The 23,409-nt window shown below is 69.9% G+C and carries 20 protein-coding genes; 6 read left to right on the plus strand and 14 right to left on the minus strand.

The window, feature by feature from the left end:
- Window positions 1–87 precede the first annotated feature (87 nt).
- The 7 genes from V8688_RS00705 to V8688_RS00735 all read right to left on the minus strand — a co-directional run bounded on the left by V8688_RS00705 (window position 88) and on the right by V8688_RS00735 (window position 9,846).
- The gene (locus V8688_RS00705; protein ID WP_342799893.1) at window positions 88–1,455 is read right to left on the minus strand and encodes an MFS transporter; all 1,368 of its coding nucleotides are present in this window, start codon (window positions 1,453–1,455) and stop codon (window positions 88–90) included.
- A gap of 275 nt (window positions 1,456–1,730) precedes the next feature.
- Window positions 1,731–3,167, minus strand: a complete 1,437-nt coding sequence (locus V8688_RS00710; RefSeq protein WP_342799894.1) for a hypothetical protein — start codon at window positions 3,165–3,167, stop codon at window positions 1,731–1,733.
- A 223-nt stretch (window positions 3,168–3,390) separates the two neighbouring features.
- The gene (locus tag V8688_RS00715) at window positions 3,391–3,999 is read right to left on the minus strand and encodes a DUF308 domain-containing protein (protein ID WP_342799895.1); all 609 of its coding nucleotides are present in this window, start codon (window positions 3,997–3,999) and stop codon (window positions 3,391–3,393) included.
- Window positions 4,000–4,072: 73 nt separating this feature from the next.
- Window positions 4,073–6,460, minus strand: a complete 2,388-nt coding sequence (locus tag V8688_RS00720; protein ID WP_316574780.1) for an excinuclease ABC subunit UvrA — start codon at window positions 6,458–6,460, stop codon at window positions 4,073–4,075.
- 43 nt (window positions 6,461–6,503) lie between these two features.
- Window positions 6,504–7,709 carry a GNAT family N-acetyltransferase gene (locus V8688_RS00725; protein ID WP_342799896.1) on the minus strand — a complete coding sequence of 402 codons (1,206 nt, stop codon included), beginning with the start codon at window positions 7,707–7,709 and terminating at the stop codon, window positions 6,504–6,506.
- Between the two features lie 50 nt (window positions 7,710–7,759).
- A complete protein-coding gene (locus V8688_RS00730) occupies window positions 7,760–8,386 on the minus strand; it encodes a 1,4-alpha-glucan branching protein (protein ID WP_342799897.1) in 627 nt (208 codons plus the stop codon).
- Window positions 8,387–8,394: 8 nt separating this feature from the next.
- On the minus strand, window positions 8,395–9,846 hold the full coding sequence (locus V8688_RS00735; RefSeq protein ID WP_316574778.1) for a S8 family serine peptidase: 1,452 nt from the start codon (window positions 9,844–9,846) through the stop codon (window positions 8,395–8,397).
- 365 nt (window positions 9,847–10,211) lie between these two features.
- Between V8688_RS00735 and V8688_RS00740 the strand changes: the two genes are divergently transcribed.
- Window positions 10,212–11,921 (plus strand): glycoside hydrolase domain-containing protein, encoded by a 1,710-nt coding sequence (locus V8688_RS00740; protein WP_342799898.1) that lies wholly within the window; start codon window positions 10,212–10,214, stop codon window positions 11,919–11,921.
- 2 nt (window positions 11,922–11,923) lie between these two features.
- Here V8688_RS00740 and V8688_RS00745 read toward each other — a convergent pair whose 3' ends face one another.
- Together V8688_RS00745 and V8688_RS00750 are read right to left on the minus strand one after the other, a co-directional pair.
- Window positions 11,924–12,112 (minus strand): hypothetical protein, encoded by a 189-nt coding sequence (locus tag V8688_RS00745; protein WP_316574776.1) that lies wholly within the window; start codon window positions 12,110–12,112, stop codon window positions 11,924–11,926.
- 10 nt (window positions 12,113–12,122) lie between these two features.
- A complete protein-coding gene (locus tag V8688_RS00750) occupies window positions 12,123–13,082 on the minus strand; it encodes a hypothetical protein (protein WP_342799899.1) in 960 nt (319 codons plus the stop codon).
- Between the two features lie 842 nt (window positions 13,083–13,924).
- Between V8688_RS00750 and V8688_RS00755 the strand changes: the two genes are divergently transcribed.
- The 3 genes from V8688_RS00755 (at window position 13,925) to V8688_RS00765 (ending at window position 16,741) form a co-directional block, all read left to right on the plus strand.
- Window positions 13,925–14,719: a CPBP family glutamic-type intramembrane protease gene (locus V8688_RS00755; RefSeq protein WP_218720129.1), complete on the plus strand. Its 795-nt coding sequence runs from the start codon at window positions 13,925–13,927 to the stop codon at window positions 14,717–14,719.
- Between the two features lie 556 nt (window positions 14,720–15,275).
- Window positions 15,276–15,815, plus strand: coding sequence for a TerD family protein (locus V8688_RS00760; protein ID WP_342799900.1), 540 nt, complete (start codon window positions 15,276–15,278; stop codon window positions 15,813–15,815).
- A gap of 194 nt (window positions 15,816–16,009) precedes the next feature.
- Window positions 16,010–16,741, plus strand: a complete 732-nt coding sequence (locus tag V8688_RS00765; RefSeq protein WP_342799901.1) for an alpha/beta hydrolase — start codon at window positions 16,010–16,012, stop codon at window positions 16,739–16,741.
- Between the two features lie 25 nt (window positions 16,742–16,766).
- On the opposite strand, the gene V8688_RS00770 is transcribed toward V8688_RS00765, so the two are convergent.
- From V8688_RS00770 to V8688_RS00780, 3 genes are all read right to left on the minus strand, one after another.
- Entirely contained in the window at window positions 16,767–17,345 is a 579-nt protein-coding gene (locus tag V8688_RS00770; protein ID WP_342799902.1) for a hypothetical protein, read from the minus strand.
- A gap of 62 nt (window positions 17,346–17,407) precedes the next feature.
- On the minus strand, window positions 17,408–19,021 hold the full coding sequence (locus V8688_RS00775; RefSeq protein ID WP_342799903.1) for an ABC transporter permease: 1,614 nt from the start codon (window positions 19,019–19,021) through the stop codon (window positions 17,408–17,410).
- On the minus strand, window positions 19,018–19,938 hold the full coding sequence (locus tag V8688_RS00780; protein WP_218720124.1) for an ABC transporter ATP-binding protein: 921 nt from the start codon (window positions 19,936–19,938) through the stop codon (window positions 19,018–19,020). Before V8688_RS00780 ends, V8688_RS00775 begins: the two co-directional genes overlap by 4 nt.
- 155 nt (window positions 19,939–20,093) lie before the next feature.
- Between V8688_RS00780 and V8688_RS00785 the strand changes: the two genes are divergently transcribed.
- Together V8688_RS00785 and V8688_RS00790 are read left to right on the plus strand one after the other, a co-directional pair.
- Window positions 20,094–20,651 carry a flavodoxin domain-containing protein gene (locus tag V8688_RS00785; protein WP_218720123.1) on the plus strand — a complete coding sequence of 186 codons (558 nt, stop codon included), beginning with the start codon at window positions 20,094–20,096 and terminating at the stop codon, window positions 20,649–20,651.
- Between the two features lie 364 nt (window positions 20,652–21,015).
- On the plus strand, window positions 21,016–21,423 hold the full coding sequence (locus tag V8688_RS00790; RefSeq protein WP_342799904.1) for a hypothetical protein: 408 nt from the start codon (window positions 21,016–21,018) through the stop codon (window positions 21,421–21,423).
- Between the two features lie 31 nt (window positions 21,424–21,454).
- Here V8688_RS00790 and V8688_RS00795 read toward each other — a convergent pair whose 3' ends face one another.
- On the minus strand, window positions 21,455–22,423 hold the full coding sequence (locus V8688_RS00795) for a hypothetical protein (protein ID WP_218720121.1): 969 nt from the start codon (window positions 22,421–22,423) through the stop codon (window positions 21,455–21,457).
- On the minus strand, window positions 22,420–23,400 hold the full coding sequence (locus tag V8688_RS00800; RefSeq protein ID WP_316574770.1) for an NAD(P)H nitroreductase: 981 nt from the start codon (window positions 23,398–23,400) through the stop codon (window positions 22,420–22,422). Before V8688_RS00800 ends, V8688_RS00795 begins: the two co-directional genes overlap by 4 nt.
- Window positions 23,401–23,409: the final 9 nt, after the last annotated feature.

A 23,409-nucleotide genomic window follows, 5' to 3' on the forward strand; every position in this document is an offset into this window, starting at 1 on the left:
CTACAGGTAGCACTCGTTGAGACGGGGCCGAGCCGGCGAACTCATCGCTGCGCCCGAAATCTTTTTCGCGCCAGATCCTCCCGCAGGTCAGGATGGTTTCGTCGGCGCGAACCGGGCCGAGGCCAACACCAGCAGGCCGCAGCCGCACACCACCGACCACCCGATCCGCGCCGGATGGTCACCGGCGATCAGCCCACCGGCGACGGCGATCCCGACCGCCGCGCCCACCTGCCGGGCGGTGGAGGCGATACCGCCCGCGACACCGGCGCGGTCGGCGGGCAGCCCGCTCACCGCGGTATTCGTGATCGGCGCGTTGGCGAAACCGAACCCGATGCCGATCGACGCGAACGCGATCAGCAGCACCGTGGTCTCCGCCTCGGCCCCGGCGACCACGAGGGCCAGGCCGCCGACGGCGAGGAAGCCACCGGCCAACAGCAGCGGCGCCCTGGCCCCGATCCGCCCGACCAGCACTCCCGACAGCGGCGCGCACAGTGTCGCGCCGACAGCCAGTGGCAGTGTGAACGCACCGGCGGTGACCGCGCTCATCCCCCGTTCGTGTTGCAGATGCCAGGTACTGAGAAGCAGCGTCGTCGTCAAGGCGACGAACACCACGACAGCCCCGGAGACGGCGGCGGTGAACGGCGGCCGCCGGAACAGTCGCAGGTCCATCAGCGGCGCGGCCACCCGGCCCTCGACCCGGACGAATCCGACGACGGCGAGCGTGATTCCGAGGTAAGCCGAGACCGCGAGGGGCGAGGTCCACCCGATCCGCTGGCCCTCGATCAACACCGCGATCACCCCACCGACCACGACGACCAGCAGTACCTGACCCACGAGGTCGATCCGACGCGGCCGCCCCTGCGACTCCGGCACGAACAGCCCTGTCAACCCCAGCGCCACGACCACCACCGGCACCGCGATCCAGAACACCGACCGCCACCCGAACCAATCCACCAGCGCGCCACCGAGCGTCGGCCCGACCGCCATGCTCAGCCCGAACACCGCCGCCCACACTCCGATCGCCCTGGCCCGCTGCCGGGCATCGGTGATCGCGGCGACCACGATCGCCAACGCCACCGGACTGAGCATCGACCCGCCGATCCCCTGCGCGACCCGCGCGAGAATCAGCACCTCGACCGTGGGCGCGACCGCGCACACCGCCGACGCGACTCCGAAAACGACGAGCCCGAGCCGGAACACCCGCCGCCTGCCGAACCGGTCGGCGAGCGCGCCGGAGGTGATGAGGAAGCTCGCCAACGCCAGCGTGTAGGCGTCGACGATCCACTCCAGCCCCTGCGTGCCGACCTGTACACCGGCCCCGATCGACGGCAGTGCCACGGTGACGATGGTGGCATCGAGCCCGACGACGAACAGGCTCAGCGAACACACGGCCAGTACGGTCCATGGGCGGACGACACCGGCCGTGACGTGGGTGCGGATGGGATTGTCCAGCATGAATCAGCCTCCTCGGTGCAGCGCCCGAGTATCACCACCACGGCGAGAGGATGACCAGATTCCTTGCTGGAACGGCAAATCCGACCGTCGGACGATGCTGCGACCTCGACCACGCGCCTTCGCCCACCGCCATTCGATCGCGGCGAACCGGCGACGCATTCAGGCAGGTGCGTTCGGGGCGGAACGCGGTGCTCGGCTTGACGCGTTCGGCCCGATCACAGCGCGCGAGTGCCGCGCAGCGGCCCGGCTGCACGGCACTCGCGGTGATGACGAGGTCAGTTGTAGGACTTCGCGACACCGTCGAGCAGGTGCTCGAGGGTGTCGTAGGCGGGGGCGTCGACGACATCGATCAGGTCGGCGGGCACCGGCACATCGCGCTCGGCGGCGACGGCGGTGAACTGGGCGTTGTCGCCGGTGCGGAACCCGTGCAGGGCCGCGAGGCGACGCAGTTCCGGGTTCTCGGTGAGCAGCTTGCCGACCTTGTCGCCGGTGCCGGTCAGCGGGACCAGGGTGTGGCTGGACAGGACGGTCGGGGTCGGGTAGGTCAGCACCATGTCCGGCTTGATCTTGCCCTTGCCCGCCGCCTCGACGAACTGCGCCTCGTAGATGCACACCAGCGGGGTCGGGCCCATGCCGTTGGTCAGGTACTGCGTGAACGGGCCTTCGCTGCTGTTGTCGGTGTAGCCCTGGGCGAGGAACAGTTTCGACAGCGCGGGCAGCACGTGCTGTTCGGCGGTGGCGCCGCGCACGATGGTGTGGTCGTTGGCGACGTAGCTCGCGATCGACAGGTACATGGCCGCGGAGTTGGAGCTGCGCGGATCGGTGGTCGAGACCAAGATGTTCTTCTCGACGGGGTAGGTGGTGTTGTCGGGTAGGTCGTCCCATTGGACGCCGGTACCGGCCAGCTCCAGGTACCGGTTCATGTCGAAGGTCGCGACCGGGCCCGGCTTGATCACGCCCGCCGTGGTGAGCAGATCCGCGATCGGCCGATAGGTGGCGATGGCGATCGGCGAGGCGAACGGTGTGTATTTCGCGGTGACATTGCGCTGGCGCTGGATCCGTTCGGCGGCGGGAATGCTGGACGGGAACGCGAAGTCGTAGCGGTCCAGGTCGACGGTGGTCGCGATCTGCCGTGACCCGGCCGGCTCGACCTCCACCCGGATTCCGTTGTCGGCGAGCACCCGCACGACCTGCTCGTCCTGGAAGAACGACACCTTCTCGGACCCGACGACACCACGCACGACGGTCACCGGCGCCCCGGTCGGTGCCGCGGCCGGGGTCTCGCCGCCGCCGGGGAGCAGGATCACCGCGGCCGCGACGGCGGCGACGACGGTGACCGCACCGATCGACAGGGGCAATACGCCGCGCCTGCTCACCAGGTGCCGGGCCCGTTCGGCAGTCGAACTCTCGTCCTCGGCGGCGCGAACCGGTTCGGGGGCGACGGCACGGCCGGCGGCCGCCGGAGCGGGCACCCGCACGGTCGGGTCGGGGTCGGCCAGTTCGGTGCGCACGATCCGCTCGACCAGAATGGGCACGAACTCCCGGATCGGCTTGCCCGCGAAACGATGGTGCGCGGCGCCCACCGCCGAGGTCACCTGGTCTGCGGGGACGTTCTCGGACAGGTCTTCGACCAGACTCTCGGTCATGCGCCGCATGGCCAGCTCTTCACGCTGGACGGTATCGGCGGCTTCGCCGGGGGTTACGCGCGACACCACATTTCTCCTGGGCTCACATCGGGCTGCGGACGACGGCGCGCGTCGACCGGGCCCTCCCGTGCGCACGCCGCGGGCCACGCTACCGGCGCGCAGCACAGTTACCCCAGCGGTGAGCGGCCGGGCACGCAGTGTTCAGCACTCGCTCCGCTGCCCGCAATGTCGCGTTGTCCGGGTGTTCGCGTAAACATCGAAACACGCTCTGCGAGTGTGGGATTCACTACTATTGCCCGGCGGCGGCCGATCCGCGGACGGTGGTGGGGTCCGGCTGCGAGCGCCGCGCACCGCGCAGTACCGTACGCAGCATCCCACCCGCGAGCTGTTCCAGCACGCCGATCACCACCAGCGCACTGCCGGCGACCGTCGCCAGCCCCGTGACGGTCTCGAATTTCATCGCGATGACGGTAATCCCCACCGCGGTGGTGCACAGACCGCAGATCTCGTGCAGCCAGCCGTCGACGACGCCGTCGTCCCAGGCCGCGACCAGCGCCTGCACGATGCCGCGCACCGACCACCCGATCCCGATCCACAGGGCCAGCAGCTCGATATTGCCGCCGCTGAAAGCCAGCGCCGCCAGGATGACGGTCAGCACCGCGCTCACCAGCACCAGCACCCGCAGCGGAAACGCCATGTGCGCCGCCACCGCGAGATAGGCCTGGATTCCGGCACTCAGCAGCAGCGCGACGCCGAACAGCAGAGCCAGCGTGGCGTCGCTGCGGCCGGGCCACACCAGTGTCGCGACGCCGAGAACGAACGAGCACCCGCCGGCGATCAGCATCGCCTGCCGGGTTCGGTCCTGCGCCGGATTCCCCTCCCCGTCAGTCACGGGCATTGCCCCACGATAGGCCCTCGCCGACCGATAGCCGTAGATTTGCCCGGGCGCGCCGCGATCGTCGTCGCCGCGGTCATGTCAACCGCTCCCGCAGGTAGGGCGCGGTCCGGCTGACCGGGTCTGCCGCGACCTGCTCCGGTGTCCCCTGCGCCACGATCCGTCCCCCTTGTGCCCCGCCGCCCGGCCCCATGTCGATGACGTGATCGGCCTGCGCGACCACGGTCATGTCGTGCTCGACCACGATCACCCCGGCGCCGGAGTCGACGAGTGAATTCAGCTGGGTCAGCAGGATGTCGGTGTCGGCGGGGTGCAGCCCGGTCGTGGGCTCGTCGAGCAGGTAGACGGTGCCCGCGCGCCGGGCCCGTTGCAGTTCGGTGGCCAGCTTCACCCGTTGTGCCTCGCCGCCGGACAGTTCGGTGGCGGGCTGACCCAACCGCAGGTAACCGAGCCCCACCTCGGTCAGGGCCCGCAGCGCCCGCGCGACCACCGGGACGTCGGCGAGGAATCGTGCGGCCCGATCCACCGACATCTCCAGCACCTCGGCGATGGTGGCGTCGCGGTAGCGGATCTCGAGGGTGCGCGGGTTGTAGCGGGCACCATGGCAATCCGGGCACGGGGTGTAGGTGCTGGGCAAGAACAGCAGCTCCACCGTGATGTACCCCTCGCCCTGGCAGGCGGGACACCGGCCTTCGGCGACATTGAACGAGAAGCGGCCGACGCCGTAGCCGCGGGCCCGCGCGTCGTCGGTGTCGGCGAACAGCTTGCGGACGGTGTCGAACAGGCCGGTGTAGGTGGCCAGATTGGAGCGCGGCGTCCGCCCGATCGGCGCCTGATCGACCTCGACCACCCGCACGATCTTCGGGTCGGCGGTGGCGGTGGTCGAGATCGCGTGCAGCAGGCTCGATTTCCCCGAACCGGAGACGCCGGTGATCGCGGTGAACACCCCGAGCGGAATGTCGGCGTCGAGCTCGCGCAGGTTGTGGCTGGTGATCGCGCGCAGGTCGAGGGTGCCGTTGGGGGTGCGGTCGGCGCGTGGCGCGCGAGTGACCTCGTCGAACAGGTAGGGGCGGGTGACCGACTCGGTGACGGTTCGCAGCCCGTCGACCTCACCGCAGTAGAGGACGCGCCCGCCGTGTACTCCGGCGCCGGGGCCGATATCGATCAACCAGTCGGCGTGGCGCACGACGTCGAGGTCGTGCTCGACGAGGAACACACTGTTGCCGGATCGCTTGAGCCGGCCCAGCACCGTTGTCAGTGCGGCGGTGTCGGCCGGGTGCAACCCCGCCGAGGGCTCGTCGAGAATGTAGACGACGCCGAACAGTCCCGAGCGCAACTGACCCGCCAGCCGCAGCCGCTGCAACTCGCCGCCGGACAGGGTCGGGCTCTCCCTGTCGACGCTGAGGTAGCCGAGACCGAGCTCGATGAGGACCTCGATGCGGGAGATCAGGTCCTGGGTGAGCACGGCGGCCGCACCCGTGCCTTCGGTGTGCGGGCGCAGCACCGCGACCAGGTCGCTGAGCGGCATGTCGGCCAGTTCGGTGATGTTGTGGCCCGCGAACGTCACCGCCAGCGCTTCGGGTTTGAGCCTGCGCCCGTCGCACAGCGGGCAGGTCGCCGTGTGCAGGTACTCCGCCGCACGCTTGCGGGTGGCCTCGCTCTTGGACTCGGCGTGCGCGCGCAGCAGCAGCCGTTCGGCGCTGGTGTAGGTGCCCTGATACGGGCGATGGATCCGGTGGGCTTCGCGCTCGGGTTCCACGGTGACCACCGGCTTCTCGTCGGTGAACAGGATCCATTCGCGCGCCTGCGGCGACAGTTGCCGCCACGGCCGATCGATGTCGTAGCCGAGCGCGGCCAGCACGTCGCGCAGGTTCTTGCCCTGCCACGCGCCGGGCCAGGACGCGATCGCGCCGTCGCGAATGCTCAGCGACGGGTCGGGCACCATCGATGCCTCGGTCGCCTCGTGGACGACGCCCTGACCGTGGCAGCGGGGGCACGCGCCCTCGACGGTGTTGGGCGAGAACGCGTCCGAGTACAGCCGATTCGTGCCCGCCGGATAGTGACCGGGTCCCGTGCGGGCCGGGCCCGTCGGATAGTCGCCTTCGCGCGACATGAGCAGCCGCAGCGAGTTCGAGATGGCGGTGACCGTCCCGACCGTCGACCGCGACGAGGGCGAGGATCGTCGTTGCGCCAGCGCCACCGTCGGCGGTAGACCGGTCACCTCGTCGACGTCGGGCGCCTCCACCTGATGCAGCAATCGTCTGGCATACGGTGCCACCGACTCCAGGTAGCGGCGTTGCGACTCCGCGTACAACGTGCCGAAGGCCAGCGACGACTTGCCCGAACCCGAGACCCCGGTAAACGCGACCAGGGCGTTTCGTGGCATGTCCGCGTCGACGTCACGCAGATTGTGGACCCGAGCGCCGCGCACCCGAACCGAAGGATCGACCTCGTGCGAATCCACAGCTACCCAGACTACGCGACCGGTCCGGGAATCCGGGTATGCGCTAGAAGAACCAGCCCAGCTCCGGCGCGCGCTCAGCGGTGAAGGCCGCGTCGAGATCGCGCAGCGCGGCCGCGTCGTCGACCCGGATCCGGTGCGCGGCGGCCAGGCCCCGGGCGCGGTGCGCACCGAAATACAACGCGCCCAGCACATTGATATCCAGACCGAGCGCGGCGGTTCGGGTGGTGGGTGCGCATTCGGCGACGCCGTCGCGCACGCGCAGCGCGAAGGTGCCACCGGCGGAACGGAACGGGTCGTGCACAGCCAGGACCGTGTCGAGGTCGTGCCGGTAGCCGCGGGCGGTGAGCGCGGTGGGCACATCCATCAGCCGCGCCCACAGCGAGTCACCGCGATCGAGCACGCGGGCCGCCCGGGAATCGGTGAGCAGGTACGGCAGCGGATCGTCGTCGGCGATCTCGACGTCGATCGTCTCGACCAGATCCAGCCCGAGCAGCACCCGCCACAGCGCGGCGTGCGCGTCCGGGGTGAGCGCCCGGTACTCCCATACCGACGCGGTGGAATGTCCGTCGCGCCAACGCCGCCGATACAGGGCGTAACCGTCGGGGTGGACCAGGGCGAACAGCGTCGTGGCGCCGTCGCGGTGGCGTTCCACGTCGGCGAAGAACAGATCCCATTTGGCGTCGGGCCGCACCTGCGCGCCCGGCACCGTCGGCTGCCAGCGCTCGTAGATCGCCCGGATGTGCGGCGCCGCCTCGGCCAGGGTGGCCAGCTCCACGCCGCCGGGATCGGGCGTGGTCGAGCGGAACTCGGCTCGACGGCGGTCGATGGAGATCGTGGTCGACAGGATCGCCGGGTCGTAGCCGAACCGGCCGTAGATCGTGGCCTCGCTGGCGGTGAAGATCGTCAGCGGCAGCCCGTCGGCTTCGGTGCGCTCGTGCTGCGCGGTGTACAGCTCACGCAGGATGCCACGCCGCCGATGCGTCGGCGCGACCGCGACGCCCGAGACACCACAGGCCTGGACCTGCCGTGCCCCCGGCACGGTCACCGTCATCGTCCGGTCGACGGTGTGCCCGACGACCCGGTCACCGTCGACCGCGACCAGTGACCGCTCGACCGGGAACAGTTCCCACCGGTACGGGAGTTCGTCGGACCCGTACCGCATCCCGAATCCGGTCTCCTGCAATCCGGTGATCGCGTCCGCGTCCACGCTGCTAGCCGACCGCACGGTGATGCTCTTCGCCGATGCCATCTCCGTACCCTCCCACGGCGGCACGGCACCGCACATCTCATTTTCCAGGGCTACCGCGAAAGCAGGCTCACCAGTTCGACCGGATGGCGCGTTGGACCGTCCAGCTCGTAGGGCGCGGCGAGGGTTCCCGGCGCACCGGAGGGTCGCCCCGCGGGTGAACGGTGAAATCGCAGGATGCCCGCGGTCCCGATCGGTACCTCGGTCGCCGTGTCGCCGTCGACAGGGGTACCGATGTGGGCTTGCGCGGTGACGGTCCCGGTCGGCACGACCGACACCGACGGGTCGGGTGTGTCGCTGCGATTCTGTGCCTGCGCCGCCACTCGCCCGCTCAGCAGTTCCAGTATCGCGGCGACGGCGATCGGATCGGCGGCGCCGTCGTAGATCCACCGTCGACCGAGCACCCCGTGCTCGGCGGTTCCCAAGAGCGCGCTCTCGGCATCGGCCAGTGCGGCGCCGCGATAGGTCAGTGGCACGTTGTACACCACCGGACGGGCGGCGGAATCGTCGACGACCAGCACGAATTCGATGCCGACCGCCCCCGCGGGATCGTCGATCCGAAACCCACCGACCTTGCGCAGGCGCGGCACCCGGCCCCGGTACCACGGTCGCCGGGGCAACATCGTCTCGATCAACGCGAGCTTGCTGGGAACCAGCGTGGTGCGGTGGATGACAGCCATGCCGCAGGCTACCCGTGTGCCGTCATCGCTCGCAGGTCCGGCAGGGCGCCGATGCGCTGGGTCACCGGCCGGCCCGGCGCATCGGTTTGGGGTGAGCCGGTGGCACGCAGCAGTGCCCGGACCTGATCCGGGGTCGCCCGGCCCGGACCGATGGCGCGCATGCCCTGGTACGCGGCGACGGCGCCCACGACGATCGGGGACGCGCTCGAAGTGCCGCTGAATTCGTCGGTATACCAGAAGTCTTCGTCGGCGCCGCCCTGGAGGTCGCCGTAGCCGGTGGTGGTGACCTCGCGGCCCCAGCCCTGGGCATCGAGGCGGACGCCGTAGTTGGAGAACGGGAGCCGGGAACGCGCGGGGCCGTGGTCGCGGCCGTGCAGCCCGGGCGGCGGCGCGCCCGCGCCGACCAGAACGGCGCCGGAATCGGCGTCGCCACCGCGGAACGGGTTGTGCCAGCCGGTGGGGAAGTCGCCGGGGCGCGCGTCGTAGACGGGGTCGTCGAGGTTCTCGTTGCCGTTGCCCGCGGCCTCCACCACGACGATGCCGCGCCCGACGGCGTAGCGGATGGCGGCGAAGTCGTCGGGCCACCATTCGACGGCGATGTAGCCGCGCTGGTCGGGCTGGCCGCGATAGTCGAATCGAGGTCCGGGACGATGCAATTCGATGAGCAGGACGTCACCGGGGTCGAGCGCGTCGGCCGCGGACCGGATCGCGGCGGCCGAGCCGACCCCGAAGATCGAGATCGCCCGGATGTGCGCCTCGGGCGCGATGCCGGTGACACCGTAGGCATTGAGATCGCCGCTGATCTCCCCGGCGACGGCGGTGCCGTGATTGCGCCACCCGAGTTCGGCCGAGGACGTGCCGCCGATGACTCCGCCCTGGTTCTGCCGCAGGTCCTCGTGGGTGAATCGCCAGGCGCCCTCCACATCGATCACCCGCACGCCGGTCCCGAGCCCACCCGGCCGGGTGTGCGCCCAGGCCGCGTCGATCCCGGCCGGCGCGGCGTCGAGATAGCCCTGTCTGGTCCGGAAGTCGGGAGTGACCGCGGGCGCGTCCGGCGCGACGGTGTTGTGCGCCAGCGGTGCGAGTGGCGGCTCGGCGGCCGGTTTCACGTAGGCCGCGGCGACGGTGTCGTCTCGCCGCAGTCGATCCGCGAGCGCGGCCAGGTCGCCGACCTGCCCGCGCACCGTGTAGTAGCGCAGGTACTCCCCCGCCACCGATGCTTGCGAGGTATCGGCCAAACGCGCGGCCAGCCGATTATCCGGTCCGAAGATCGGCACCAGGTGGGTGTCGGCGGGCAGCAGTTCGTCGACCCGGGCCCGCACGGACCGGCTCTCCCGCAGCGCGATCGGCGTGATCTCGGTACCGGTGGCCGTGGTGAGAACGACCAGTTCGACAGGGGCCACCGCGGGGCCGGGCACCCCTGGTCGGCGCTGCCTGCTGGGTCGAGCGGTGGAAGCCATGGCTACCAGTGAACAGCCCGCGCCGCCGGGCCGCTACCATTGCGCCGCAACCCGATTCGCGACACGCCGCGCCGGTGCGCCGCAACGCGCCGAGCCCGCGCGAGTCGCATCGAAAACCGCTGTTCCGCACCGCCCCCGCGTACGGCCCGATTCCGCCCGCGTTTGCCGGTCGGCGCGGTCGGGTACTGTCCCGATCGTCAGCGAATCCCGGTGCGGTGCTGAGTGTTTCGCTTAGAATGGGTGCAGGGTGAGATCCTCGGGCACCCCGGTACCGATTCTCGGGTACCAGCGTAACCCTGCAGCCGTCGCGCGGGGTACGAGCGTGAGCCATGCCATCGGATATGTAGTCATGCAGGGGGTCAACCATGTCCACAGCTGTCGATTTCGCCGCCCGTCTCATCGATCCGGCCGCCATCGCCGCGGCCGGGCACTCGGCGGTTCTCGCCTATGTCTCTCCCAGCAGGCCCGGCGCGAACTTCGGTGCCAAACCGATCACCGTCGACTATGCCCGCGCGCTGGAGTCCGCCGGCCTGGACATCGTGTCGATCTGGCAGTTCGGCAAACCCGGCGATTCCACCCCGTCGGATTGGACCACCGGGTTCGACGGCGGCAGGCGCATGGCCGAACAGGCACTGGCCACCCATCTGAGTCTCGGCGCACCGCGCCGGGCACCGATCTTCTTCGCCGTCGACGAGGACCTCTCCCTGTCCCAGTGGAACAGCACCGCAGTCGAGTTCTTCCGCGGCGTGAACGCCGTCCTCGGCACCGAATGGACCGGCATCTACGGGCATTCCCGGGTGTGCGCCTGGGCGATCGAGGATGGTGTGGTCGGTGGTCGCGGCGGATTCAGCTGGGTCTGGCAGACCCGCGCCTGGTCGGGCACCGAGCGCGAACCACGCGCCGTGCTCTACCAGCGGGTGATCGACACACCGAGCAACCCGGGGCCCGTCATCGACGGCACGCACGTCGATGTGAACGACATCCTGGCCCCCGACTTCGGTCAGTGGAGCATCGACCGCTCCGTGGTGATTCCCGCGTTCACCGAACTCGACCGGCTCGGTCCCTCGCACTCCTCCCGCGACGGCGCCCGGGTCACCAACTTCATCCTGCACACCCAGGAGGGCAACGGCACCGCGGAATCGTTGGCGGCCTACCTGAACAATCCGGCCAACGGCGTCTCCTACCACTACACGCTGCGCGACGCGGTGCTGGTGCGGGTCGTGTCCGAAGAACTCGCCTCCTGGTCGGTGCTGTCGGCCAACCCGTTCACCGTCAATCTGTGCTTCGCGGGCAGCCGGGTCGCCTGGTCACGCCAGGACTGGCTGTCCATCGACGAGGATCTGCGCATCGCCGCCTATGTCGCGGTCCGCAGCGCACATCGACACGGGTACCCGACCGAGGTCATCGCCCCCGACTATCACGTCGCCGACGGCATCACCGACCACAACTACGTGACCAGGGCGCTCGGCATCGGCAGTCACACCGATGTCGGCCCGAACTTTCCGTGGGACGTCTTCGCCGCGCACGTCGCCGAATTCGCCGGCACCGCGCCGAACGCCATCGACGCACGCGCCGCGGCGTCGCCGTGGCTGGGCGCGCGCCGCACCATCGGCGAGATCGCCACCCCGGATGGAGTGGGCCGCTTCGCCGAGTTCGAGCACGGCTATGTCTACTGGCACCCGGCCACCGACGCCCACGCCATCCCCACCGCGATCATGACCAAGTACGCCGAGCTCGGCTGGGAGGCAGGTCCCCTGGGCTACCCGATCGCCGAGCACGCCGAGTTGCCCGACCCGCGCGGCACGGGCCCCGGCCTCGCCCAGGCCTTCCAGGGCGGCACCGTCTATCGGCGGGCCGGTCAGCCCGCCTATCGCGTGCACGGCGCGATCGGCGCGCGCTGGTCGGCGTCCGGATTCGAGAACGGTCAGCTGGGCTGGCCGGCCTCCGACGAGATCACCCACGACGACGGCAGGTACCAGGAGTTCGAGTTCGGCCGCATCTACTGGGTTCCCGACCAGATCGTCGCGCTGCGCAACTCCGGCGACCCCGACACGCCGCTCGCCCGCCCGGCCTAGGGTCAGGACAGCAGGATCGCGAGGGTGGTGGCGCCCGCACCGAGGACCAGCGCCGCCACCACCAGGATCGCAATCAGCCGGACCTTCGGTGAGGGACCCGTGTAGGTGTCCTCGTCCTCGTGCAGCATCGCGGCGAGGTCGACGGCGGCGAACTCGCGTGTGGACTCCAGTGGTCCGGGCTGGTCGGTCATGGCGCTGACGCTAGTCCAGTGCGCCGCGCGCCGCGCCGGTTAGCGCGTTCGCCTCGGCGGGTGATCGGGTCGCGGCCAGCAGTTCGTCGAGTTGGCGTTCGGCGCGTTCGGCACGGGCGAGGGTCTGGGTGCGGGCATCGTCGAGCGCGGCGAGCCGTTCGGAGGTCTCGGCCCTGACCCGTTCCAGCGCGGCGGCCGATTCGGTGCGCCAGGTTTCGGCGTCGGTGATGGCGGTGCGGCGCAGGTCGGCGAGTTCGGCGCGCGTGCGATCGAGTTCGGTCCGGGTCGCCTCCAGTTCGCTTCGGGCCCTGCGCCATTCCTCGCGCGCTTCGCTGGCGGCTTCCACTCGTTCGGCGGCCGCGGCCTCGGCCCGTTCGGTCGCCCGGTCGGCGTCGGCGGCCCGCTGCACCGCCAGGTCACGTTCGGCCTGTGCCGCGTTGACCCTGGCTTCGGCCTCGCGACGGACCTGGGCGATCTCGGTGTCGGCGCGCTGTTCGGCGCGCGCGGTCTGGTCGGCGGCTTCCTGCCGGATCCGTTCGATCTCCTCGGCAGCGTCTCGTTGCGCGGCACGGACTTCGGCCTCGGCCGCGCTGCGCGCCGCGAACACCTCGTCGGCGGCCTGTTTCGTCAGGCGCTCGACCTCGGCCAAGGCCTCGTCGCGCGCCGCGCGCGCGGCAGCGATCAGCTGCTCGGCGTCCTCGGCAGCGCCTGCGGCGTCCTCGGCCGCCGATTCGGCGTTGGCCCGGGCTTCCTCCGCCTCCCGGCGGGCTTGTTCGGCGGCGACCGCCTTCATGTCGGCTTCCGCGATCCGTCGGGCGGCATCGGCCTGCACGGCCTGGACCTGGGCCTCGGCCACCGAGGGGTCGCCCAGCGTCGACAATTCCGCGACGGCGGCGTTCAGCGTCGTGCCCAATTGCTCGGCCAGTCCCCGGAACTGGCCGAGCAGCTCATCCGCACGCAGCCTCGCCACGGTCACCGGACCTTGAGTCGTCACAGTGACGTTTTCGACCCCACCCTCCGACTCCTGCTGTAGGCGTTGCCTTTCCCGCCATGCCCGCCATCGGGTGTGGTCCGGGTGGTCGCAGTATTCGGAGGGACGACCCGGACCGCCGCCGCGGGTGATGGGGCGGGCACAGCCGGGATAGTTGCAGACGCTCGACACAGGAGAATCGTAACGTTGGTTTCGTCAATTCTTTACGAATTAGACGAAACGAAAACCGTGTCGCCACTTCGGGGCTCAAATCCGCTTACCGCACATCTGACCCCCGATAAGTGAACATTATCGGGGGTCAGTGCCGCAACTCCCGGCTGAACACCTCGGAGTATTTCCGTTTCCGTTTGATCGCAGCCAACGTAACGTAACTGCGACAGAACCTCTCGAAAACTAGGGGCGGTGGTACATCCGTACCGTTCGTGCTGCCTGGCCGGAATTGTTGGCCGTAGCCGTGCCCGTGCTGATGGGGCTCGTCGCCGGAGCCGGTGGGTCCGCTCCCCTAGGGAGTCGCTCACCCGGGCCGGGTTGCGGTTGGGTATCGGCCGGAGGCGCCAGATGTTGCCCACCCCGGAAAGGCACTGGCTCGATCAGTTCGTCGCGAAGCCTCACGGACATGATGCGAATCGGCACGTGCTGGCGAACAATGCTGTCGAGCGGGAACTTTCATCACCGCACCGGTCTCCGACATCGGACTCGGCCCGCCGAAGGCGCCCGCTGTCCCCCGATTAGCTGGCTGATCGCCACGGCGATCGACACCGGCGTGCCGGGAATCCTTCCAGCGGCACCATGCCCGGACCCGAACCGATATCTTGACCGACATGAGCACGCCAGAATCCGCGTTGCCGGTCACGCGGCCCGGTCGCCGCCTGACCTATCCGATGTTCGCGCTGATCGTGATCGTCTACCTGGCGATCATCCAGCTCGGCGGTCTGCTGATGGCGGCCCTCACCGACTCCGACGACTTCCTGTCCACGCGCGCGGTGTTCTTCGGCATGATCATCCCGCTGGGTGTGGCCTTGGCCTTCACCTACGGCGTGATCACCTACCTGGGCTGGTTGCGGCCGGTCCTGCACGACGACCGGCCCACCCGGTCCTGGGTCCGGATCGTGCCGATCGTTTTCGTCGTCGCGATCGTCTTCGGTATCAACTACAGCGCGTTGGCCGACAAGGGCCTGCTCTATGTGCTGGTGCTGTTGATCGCCACCCAGTTCGTGGGCTGGGGTGAGGAGGGCATGTTCCGCGGCATCGGTGTGCTGGTGTTGCGGGATCATGGGCTGACCGAGGGCCGGGTCGCGTTGTGGTCGAGCATCGTGTTCGGCGCTGTGCACTTGACCAACGGAATAACGCACGGCGTCAGCGCGCTGCCGCAGGCCGTCGTCGTCAGCCTGGCCGGCTACTTCTTCTACCTGACCCGCCGGGTCAGCCGCGGCAACACGGTCAACTCCGTCCTGCATGGGCTGTTCGACTTCACCCTGCTCACCGGCACCGTCATCCTGGCCGATCAGGCCATCTACCCGGGCACCCTGCTGCCGATCCTGGTCTACCCGGTGCTGGCGATCGTGCTGCTCGTCAAGCGGCACAGCATCGAGCCCGCGACCGCTCCCGCTGCCTGACCCTCTCGCCGCAGACCGAGCGACCGCTGTGTCCCGGTGGACCGCCGGTGGCTCGGCATGGACACGCGCACCATCGTGCCCGCGCCGAGCGTGTTCGCCCTGGCCTTTGTGCAAGGGGTACTGCTGCCGCAGGTCAATGCGGCGATCCCGGAGAAGGACGTCACCGTCACGGGTGATGTGATCGCGTTGCACCGCGGCGTGGGGCATTCCGCAAGACCGGCACCGGCCGGGCCGGACGCGCCCGCAACCACCGTGTCCTCGAAGCGATTTTCGACCTGGCCGACGCGCTGGCCGCGGAGCGCGGCGCCGAGACGCCGCGGGTCGAGTTCGCCCGCTCGGAGGTCACCCGTCTGCGCGCTGGTCGCCCGGCCACCGAGGCGCAGTTCCCGGTCGAGGTGTGACCGGGCGGGACGAGTCGCTCTGTCGCGCATCGCCTCCCGGCCCCCGCATCCGTCGCCTGGATTGCGGGGGCCGGATCCGTGGGGCATGTTTGCGGGGAATCGCGCCGGGGGATCCGAACGGCAACCGGCCGAAGCCAATCGACCAGGAGCGTCTTATGCCCGGAGCAGTCCCCCGCACCACCCTCACTCACGTCACCCTGGGACTGGGCTGGGATCCTGCGCGCTCGGGCAAGTTCCGGCGGCGCGCCAAGGACATCGACCTGAACGCGGCCGCGTTGGCGTTCAGCGGAACCGACTTCGTCGACATCGCCTATCACGAACAGCTGACCTCGAGCGACGGCGCCATCCGGCACCTCGGCGACAGTGTCGACGGCGTCGGTGACGGTGACGACGAACTCATCGTCACCGACCTGACCCGGCTGAACCCCGCCGTCACCACCGTCGTCTTCCTCATCACCTGCTATACCGGTCAGCCCTTCGACCGGATCGAGAACGGCTTCTGCCGACTCCTCGACAGCGTCACCGGCACCGAGATCGCCCGCATCGACCTGGCCTCCGCGCACTCCCACACCGGCCTCGTCCTGGGCGTCCTCCGCCGGACCGACCACGAATGGACCTTCACCTACATCGCCGAACCGCTCACCGCCCAGCACGTCGCCGACGCGGTCCCCCACCTCACGGCCTACCTGCGCTGAACCGCGCGGCAGCCCTCGCGAGAAAACCTGTTGGCGGACCATGGCGGCCGCTGCTACCTTTCCGGAGACCGTGTGAGACAACGAGGAGGTGGTACCTGTGAACGCAGTATCGATACGGGTGCTCCCCTTCGGGGTCACGGTCGGGCGATAGGTCGTCCGGGAGCGCCGCACGAGCACTCCCGAAAGGCACGACCATGCACGTCACCTCCGCACGCCGCCTCGACGACGGCGTCCTCGAACGACACTTCACCCTCGACGAGATCCCCGGCATCCTGTGGACACCCGCATCCGTATCCGCACCGGCACCGTTGATCCTGGTCGGCCACCCGGGCGGACTGCCCGCGATGTACCCCCGATTGGCGGCCCGCGCCCAGCACGCCGCGGCGGCGGGCTTCGCCTCGGCCACCATCGAACTCCCCGGCGGCGGTGAACGTCCCCGCTGCGCTGTCACCGAGCAAGCACGCGTCGACCTGCACAGGGCACTGGATGCCGGTGAGCCGGTCGATGACGACATCGTCGACCGGCTCGTCCTCCCGCTGGTCGACAAGGCGGTCCCGGAATGGCGGACAGCCCTGGACGCTCTCCTCGCGCTGCCCGAACTCGGCGGCCCGGTCGGCTATTCGGGCGGGGTGATCTCCCTCGGCATCCGGCTGGCGCTCGTCGAGCCCCGCATCGCCGCCGCGCTGCTGTTCGCCGGTAGTTTCGTGCCCCGCACCATGTTCGAGGAAGCCCGACAGCTCACCATTCCGCTGCAGGTCCTGCTGCAATGGGACGACGAGGGCAACGACCGGCAGCAGGCCCTCGACCTGTTCGACGCGTTCGGGTCCGAACAGAAGACGCTGCACGCGAACATGGGTGGGCACACCGGAGTACCGCGATTCGAGGCAGACGCCGGGAACCATTTCTTCGCCCGTCACCTGACGTGAGCTGGTCGTAGTCCGACCGGGCTCGTCAGCCGTTCAGGGCCGAGAGGTGGTGATCCCACGCCGCGGAACGACAGCGGGCGACGACGAACGCGGTGCCGTAAGTCATGGCCCAGGCGACGAGCCCGGCGGTCACCAGGATCACCACCGCGGCACCGATACCGTTCACCACGGCCGCGTCGGTGGTCCTGGGTTCGCGGACCGGGACACCGGCGTCGTTCAGCCATACCGGAATCACCTGGCCCTCGGTGGTTTTGCGGGAGACGGTCACCGTCGCGACGACCGGCCCGGAGGTGCCGGGCCAGCTCACCCGTGCCTGATAGAGGTGGCCCGAGGTCCGTTCTGGACGGTCCAGTACCAGCCCCTGCACGACGTCGACGCCGGCACGTTCGGCCTGGATGTCGGCGGCGTCATCGGAATAGGTGATGGTCCCGACCGCGCCGGCTACCGGCACAGCCACCAGCAGCAGCGCGACCGCGCACACTCGGGCCACCGCCAGCAGCCGGTCGGGCCAGCGCATGAGCGGGTTGGTGTTCCACGGCCGGCATCGCCACAGCCGCGCCGTGCGCGTCGCCACGGCGTCGATATGAAACGTGGTCGCGGTCATGGTGATCACTCTCCTCGGTGCACCGGCTGGGGGCGTTTCGTCAGGCGGGGCGGAACGCATGGTCAGCCCCCGATGTCGCGGCGGCGGAATCCGGCGACGCCGATCGTCGCGATCACCGCGGCGGCGGCCAGGGTGGCGGCCAGGGCACGCGGATCGACCGCGTCGAGCGGCACCAACGGGCTGTGGCGCAACGGCGACGCCGCACCGAACCAGTCGGGCAGGTCGAACGCGTCGGCGAAGATCGTCGCCACCACGACGTAGCCGAAGTAGACCCAGGCCACCGTCGTGGCCACCCCCGGCCACCAACCGACGGCGGCGGCCCCGACCGCCACCATCACCCAGACGGCGGGCACGTACGCGGCGGCGGCGAGCGCCATCCGCGGCGCTTGGGCCAGATCGTGCACGGTCACCCCGTAAGCCAGGCCTTCGCCGAACCCTCCGGCGATCAGCACCAGCGCGCTGCCGGTCATCGCCACCACCAGATAGCCGAGCAGCCATCGCGCCCGGCCGACGGGTTGGGCCAGGATCACCGAAGTCCGGCCCGCCGATTCCTCGGCCCTGGCCCGCAGTACCGCGGCGGTCCCGTAGGCCGCGGTCGGCAGCGCCAGGATCGACAGGGTCAGTGCCAGATAGGAATTCACCGCGTCCTGCGCGTTCCCGGCCAGGTACGCCGCGATCTCGGGATTGTCGCGAAGGTATTGCTCGATGCTGTCGGCGAAGGAGCCGTAGGCGACGCCGAGCACGAAAACCCCGACGCACCAAGCCAGCACGGAGGCTCGTTGCAGCCGCCAGATGAGTCCGAGGGGTGAGGCGAGCAGCCGCGACGCCGTGGCCCGTCCGGCGCGGTACCGCAGCAGGCCTGCCCCGAAGTCTCGGTGTTCGGCGAGCACGAACGCCACCGCGATCAGCGACGCCGCCGCTGCCACGTACAGCACGATCGGCCACCACCGATCGTCGACATAGGGAAAGGTCCGCTGCCCCCACCCGATGGGCGACAGCCACGACACGTACTCGGGTCCGACATCGCCGACAGCGCGCAGGATGTAAGCCAGCGCGACGAGCGCGGTGACCGAACCGTAGACCGTGCGCGGATTCTCGAACACCTGCGCGGCGACCGCCGTCATGGCGGCGAAGGTGAACCCGACGCCGCCGATCGCGACGCCGAGCAGGATCGACCCCCCGACCGGAAGGCCGGTGACCGCCGCCGCGCCGCCGGCGACGACCGCGACGACGACATCGGCGATCAGCGCTGTGCCCAGCGCGGCGGCCAGCGGCGCGCGCCGTCCGACGCGGGCGGACCTGATCAGCTCCGCGCGCCCGGATTCCTCGTCGGACCGGGTATTGCGGCCGATCAGGAACATGTTCATCAGCGCGGCGACGATCGCGAGATAGGCGAAGATCTCGAAGACGATCTCGCCGCCGATCGTATCGAGCAGCCTGGTGGGTCCGCCCATCGCGACCGCTGCGGCATTGGCACTCATGGTGGCACGCAGCTGGGCCAGCTTCGCGGGCGAGTCGTAGAAACCCTGGCTGCTGACCGACTGCACCGCCATCAGGGTGCCGATGCCGAGCAGCCACCACGGCACGGTCCAGCGTTCGCGGCGGATCGCGAAGCGCACCAGCGTCGCGGCACCCGCTACGCCGGTGTCGGTCGGAGTGTCGGTCCCGGTGGTCATGATCCCACCGCCACCGACACCGGCCCGCTCGCATAGTGACGCAGGAAGATGTCTTCCAAGGTCGGTCTGGTACTGGTCATCTCGACCACACCCAGGCCCGACATCGCACGCAGTACCTCGTCGAAGCGGTCGGTCTCGATGTCGAACCTGGCCCGACGACCTTCGATGGTCAGATTGTGTACGCCGGGTACCGCGGCGAGCCCGTCGGCCGGGCGCGCGGTTTCGACACTGATCGTGGTTGCGCGCAACTGTCGCAGTTCGGCGAGCGTGCCGCTGTCCACCGCGCGGCCGTGCCGGATGATGCTCACCCGGTCACACAGGGCCTCCACTTCGGCGAGGATATGGCTCGACAACAGCACGGTGCGGCCGTCGTCGACGAGCTCACGCACACACCGCTGGAATTCGACCTCCTTGAGCGGATCGAGGCCGACGGTCGGCTCGTCGAACAGGAACAGTTCGGCGTCGGAGGCCAGCGCGGCGACCAGCGCCACCTTTTGCCGGTTGCCCTTGGAGTAGGCGCGACCCTTCACCGTCGGGTCGAGATCGAACCGCTCCAGCAGCTCGGCGCGGCGACGCCGGTCGATGCCGCCGCGCAGCGTGCCGAGCAGATCGATCGTCTCGCCCCCGGTCAGGCCAGGCCAGAGGGTGACCTCGCCCGGAACATAGGCCAGCCTGGCGTGCACCGCGACCGCATCCGACCACGGGTCCGCGCCCAGCAGGCGCACCGTGCCCGCGTCGGCGCGCAACAGCCCGAGCAGGACGCGGATCGCCGTGGTCTTGCCCGCGCCGTTGGGGCCGAGGAAGCCATGGACTTCGCCCGTCCGCACGGTCAGGTCCAGCTGGTCCAGCGCGATGGTGCGGCCGAAACGTTTCGTCAGGCCCGCGACGACGATGGCGGAGACGTTATCACTGGTCATAGCTCAATCGTCGATCGTGGCGGATGTGGAATGCAGAGCCGAAAGTCCCGGCGCGACCAGCGATGGTCACCTGCGCGGCTGCGGTGTCTTTGGTCCCCGAGGTGCGGGTATCTCGGCTCTGCTCCACCCGCCACGGCTCGAGCGACGCTGAGACCATGACTTCGAACCCTTCCCACCGCATCGCCGTTCTGTACGCCACCGCGCAGGGCTCGACCCGCGACATCGCCGAGTTCATCGCCGACGACCTGCTCGCCCGTGGCGCCCACACCGAACTCCACGACATCGCACACGCACCCGAGCTGACCGGTTTCGACACCGTCGTCCTCGGCAGCGCGATCCACGACATGGATCTGCTGCCCGAAGCCTCGGCGTATATCCGCCACAACCTGAACACACTGACGGACAAGGATGTCTGGCTGTTCAGTGTGGGCTTGGGCCCCGCGCTGCGCGGGCCGATCGGTCGCAGGATCGGGCGCCGGATCCCCCGCAAGATCGCCGACATCGTCCACGCCGTGCGCCCCCGCAACTACACCGCCTTCGCCGGGAAGTACGAACGTGCCGGCGTCTCGTGGCAGGCCCGCGCCATGTACCGGCTCCTCGGGGGCGCCCGCTATGGCGATCTGCGCGACTGGCAGGCCGTGCGCGCCTGGTCGAGCAGGATCGCGCGCGTGCTCGACCTGCCACGGGCGCCCGCCAGCACCATCCATCCCTGACCGACGGGTTCCCACGCCGGAAGGACATCATGAACTGGCCGCTCACCCTGGTGCTCGGCGCGGAGATCGTCGTGCTGGCCGCTGTCGTCGCGGCCTATGTCGCGGCGCGCAGGAACGATCGGTAGCTGCTGCGCTTCCCGCGCCGCAGACGATTTCCGTCGCCACCACCTTCACCATCGACGTGCGCCTCGAGGTCGCGCGCCTGCGGCCGAAAGGCAAGTCCCGAGCGCGAATTCGCTCCGTTCGTGGCGGCGCTCCACTCGAATCCCGCACAACCTCGGTCACCTGAAGAACGGCTTTCAGGCCCTCGACCGACGCGGATTCGGCGACGACACTCGGAGATCCAGGACAGCCGGAGGACATCATGTCGACATCGCACGAACGCCGATCGGATCGAGCGGTGCGGGCTTCGCTGATCGGCACCTCCGGGTTCGTCGCGCTGTGGGCCTTCGCCGGCGCGGCCGGCCTCGCCGGCGGCGGCGCCGATCTGGGCGCCGACGTGACGAGCCGGCTGCCGTTCGACAGTCCGCTGTTGGCAGGTTGCCTGCTCGCTCTCGTCGTCGGTCTGCCGATGGCGGCCACGGCGGCCGCGACCCTGCGGACGGACCGGTATGCCGCCGACCTCGCGTTCGCCGCCGGTGTGCTCTTGGTCGGCTGGGTCACGATCCAGCCGTTGATCATCGGACGGTTCCTTTGGCTACAGCCGATTTTCGGCGTCCTCGGGATCTCTGTCTGCGTGCTGGCACTCCGTTTCCGGCACCGTCCGGTCTGAGAATTCCCCGAATAAGGGAAAGCGAAGGAATTCAGATCTCCAGGAAGCTGTCGACCGGACGCCGGGGCGTCCGTGGCGGTGGTTCGCACCTGGCGGCACCGATCCGGATCAGGACCTGGGGGTGCCGGTGGGCCACGAGGTCGGCGACGGCGGCGCGGGCCGCCGGGATCTCGACGACGTGGGAGACGGTGCAGGTGGACAGGCCGTGGACCGTACACTCGAGCAGCACCGCCGAGAGCGCGCTACCGCCGTCGAGCAGGTCGGCCGCCGCATCACCGTCGGTGGACAGCACCGCGACCATCGCTTCGTCGTCTGCCTCGCCCGCGCCTTCGGCACTGCCCGAAGGGAACTCACGACCGACCGGAACGCGAGGGCGATCGGAGATCGACGGCAGAGTGGTCGCGGGCACACCAGTACCGTCCGTGTCCGGACCCGCGGTCCACCAGGTGAGTTCGGCCTGGTACTTCGGATCGTAGTGGCGCAGGCGTGCGGCTACCGCCGAGATATGTTGCAGTGCAACGGATTCAGTCGGATCAAGGAAGCTCACCGTGGTGCCGGTGCGAGCGCAGAGGAACTCCAGGATCTCGCGCGTCACCGGCCAGTCCGGGGGCGGATCCATCGGCATCCGGTCGCTGTAGCGCACGTCGATCGCCTCGCCGAGCAACCGTTGCGACTCGGTGGGCTCGCTCTGCCGCCTCGGCCGCAGCGAGGCGACATGCGCGCGCACGGACGGCTCGGGGAACCGGTCCACGGCGGTCTCCCAGCCCGCGGCGGACCAGGCGGTCTCGGCGTGGTGCAGCATCACCCCGCAGCCGAGCACTCCTTCCCGGTTGAACATGTCGGTGGCGGGCAGGAGCCGCTGCGGGTCCATCGACAGTGCCGCGGTGGCGCCGTCCCAGCGCCACCGCCACGGCTGCGCGTTGTGCAGCGAGGGTGCCCGCGAAGCACGCCCGAGAACCGCACGGACGGTGCCGAGATCGGGACCGACCGCCCCGCTCATGGAAGTCCCTCGTTCTCGGTGATCAGCAGTTCCTCGAGGGTCCGACGCGGCGTCGGCGGCGGGGCGTCGGCGCTCGTCGGCGCCCAGCCGACCCGCACGATCGCCTGCGGATAGGCGGAATCGTGCAGCAGCCGCTCCCGCAGCCGCGCGCGTTCGTGCGCGATCTCGAGTGGTTCGGTGAGCAGGCAGGTCGCGAGGCCGATCCCGGTCGCGGTCAGCAGCACGCTGCTGATCGCCTCGCCGGCGCGGAGTCGCGAAGCGCGATCGTCGGCCGAGGTGCCGACCACCAGGAGTTCGGCATGGTCGGGGCGACTCGCCGGGTCGAGGAATTCCGGCGCCGCGAACTCCCGGGGCGGGAAGTCGTCGTCCGGTCGCGGCGCAGGCGTGTTGCGTGCGGGCACGCCGTCGGCGCTGCCATGCCTGCCCGACCACATCGCGAGCTCGAACCGGTAGGTTTCGTCGTCGGCGTGTACCCGGCTCGCGGTCCGGGCCGCGGCCTTGACCCGTTCCCGGTCGTCGATCCGGCGCACCACCGCGCCGAGCACGGCGGCGCGCTCGGTGAGCAGGCCGAGATAGCCCGGTGGTACGGGCCAGGAGGTGTAGTGGCGACGGTCGGTACGTCGCTGGGTGATGGCAGCGCTGAGCGAGACATCGAGCGCGGTGGGCCGATGCGGTACCAGGGTCAGCGCGGCCAGGTGGTCCGGTTCGGCCGGGTCGGGGATGCGGTGGATCACCGGCGCCCAGCCCATCGCCGTCAACGCCACCGTGAGGTGATGCAGCGCCGCTCCACAGCTGAGCACGATGTCGCGATGATCGGGGTCGGTGGCGGGTAGCGCGCGTCGCGTGTCGAGGTAGAGGTGGATGCTGCGGTCGGCGATGCGCCAGCGCCACGGCTGCACGTTGTGCACGGACGGCGCGCGGCCGGCGAGGGTGAGTGCCGCCTTGACGGTGGTGTCGTCGGGCAGTCCGTGTCTCATGATGTCCGT

Origin of the sequence: Nocardia sp. No.11, from assembly GCF_038752175.1 — a bacterium.
GTDB classification, from domain to species: Bacteria; Actinomycetota; Actinomycetes; order Mycobacteriales; family Mycobacteriaceae; genus Nocardia; species Nocardia canadensis.

What these genes read in the sequence shown, in the direction of transcription:
- V8688_RS00745 (WP_316574776.1), bottom strand. Translation starts at nt 12,112, where the DNA reads ATGACCGACCAGCCCGGACCACTGGAGTCCACACGCGAGTTCGCCGCC.
- V8688_RS00755 (WP_218720129.1), top strand. Translation starts at nt 13,925, where the DNA reads ATGAGCACGCCAGAATCCGCGTTGCCGGTCACGCGGCCCGGTCGCCGC.
- V8688_RS00800 (WP_316574770.1), bottom strand. Translation starts at nt 23,400, where the DNA reads ATGAGACACGGACTGCCCGACGACACCACCGTCAAGGCGGCACTCACC.
- V8688_RS00730 (WP_342799897.1), bottom strand. Translation starts at nt 8,386, where the DNA reads ATGGCTGTCATCCACCGCACCACGCTGGTTCCCAGCAAGCTCGCGTTG.
- V8688_RS00765 (WP_342799901.1), top strand. Translation starts at nt 16,010, where the DNA reads ATGCACGTCACCTCCGCACGCCGCCTCGACGACGGCGTCCTCGAACGA.
- V8688_RS00705 (WP_342799893.1), bottom strand. Translation starts at nt 1,455, where the DNA reads ATGCTGGACAATCCCATCCGCACCCACGTCACGGCCGGTGTCGTCCGC.
- V8688_RS00715 (WP_342799895.1), bottom strand. Translation starts at nt 3,999, where the DNA reads ATGCCCGTGACTGACGGGGAGGGGAATCCGGCGCAGGACCGAACCCGG.
- V8688_RS00725 (WP_342799896.1), bottom strand. Translation starts at nt 7,709, where the DNA reads ATGGCATCGGCGAAGAGCATCACCGTGCGGTCGGCTAGCAGCGTGGAC.
- V8688_RS00780 (WP_218720124.1), bottom strand. Translation starts at nt 19,938, where the DNA reads ATGACCAGTGATAACGTCTCCGCCATCGTCGTCGCGGGCCTGACGAAA.
- V8688_RS00785 (WP_218720123.1), top strand. Translation starts at nt 20,094, where the DNA reads ATGACTTCGAACCCTTCCCACCGCATCGCCGTTCTGTACGCCACCGCG.
- V8688_RS00770 (WP_342799902.1), bottom strand. Translation starts at nt 17,345, where the DNA reads ATGACCGCGACCACGTTTCATATCGACGCCGTGGCGACGCGCACGGCG.
- V8688_RS00740 (WP_342799898.1), top strand. Translation starts at nt 10,212, where the DNA reads ATGTCCACAGCTGTCGATTTCGCCGCCCGTCTCATCGATCCGGCCGCC.
- V8688_RS00795 (WP_218720121.1), bottom strand. Translation starts at nt 22,423, where the DNA reads ATGAGCGGGGCGGTCGGTCCCGATCTCGGCACCGTCCGTGCGGTTCTC.
- V8688_RS00760 (WP_342799900.1), top strand. Translation starts at nt 15,276, where the DNA reads ATGCCCGGAGCAGTCCCCCGCACCACCCTCACTCACGTCACCCTGGGA.
- V8688_RS00775 (WP_342799903.1), bottom strand. Translation starts at nt 19,021, where the DNA reads ATGACCACCGGGACCGACACTCCGACCGACACCGGCGTAGCGGGTGCC.
- V8688_RS00735 (WP_316574778.1), bottom strand. Translation starts at nt 9,846, where the DNA reads ATGGCTTCCACCGCTCGACCCAGCAGGCAGCGCCGACCAGGGGTGCCC.
- V8688_RS00790 (WP_342799904.1), top strand. Translation starts at nt 21,016, where the DNA reads ATGTCGACATCGCACGAACGCCGATCGGATCGAGCGGTGCGGGCTTCG.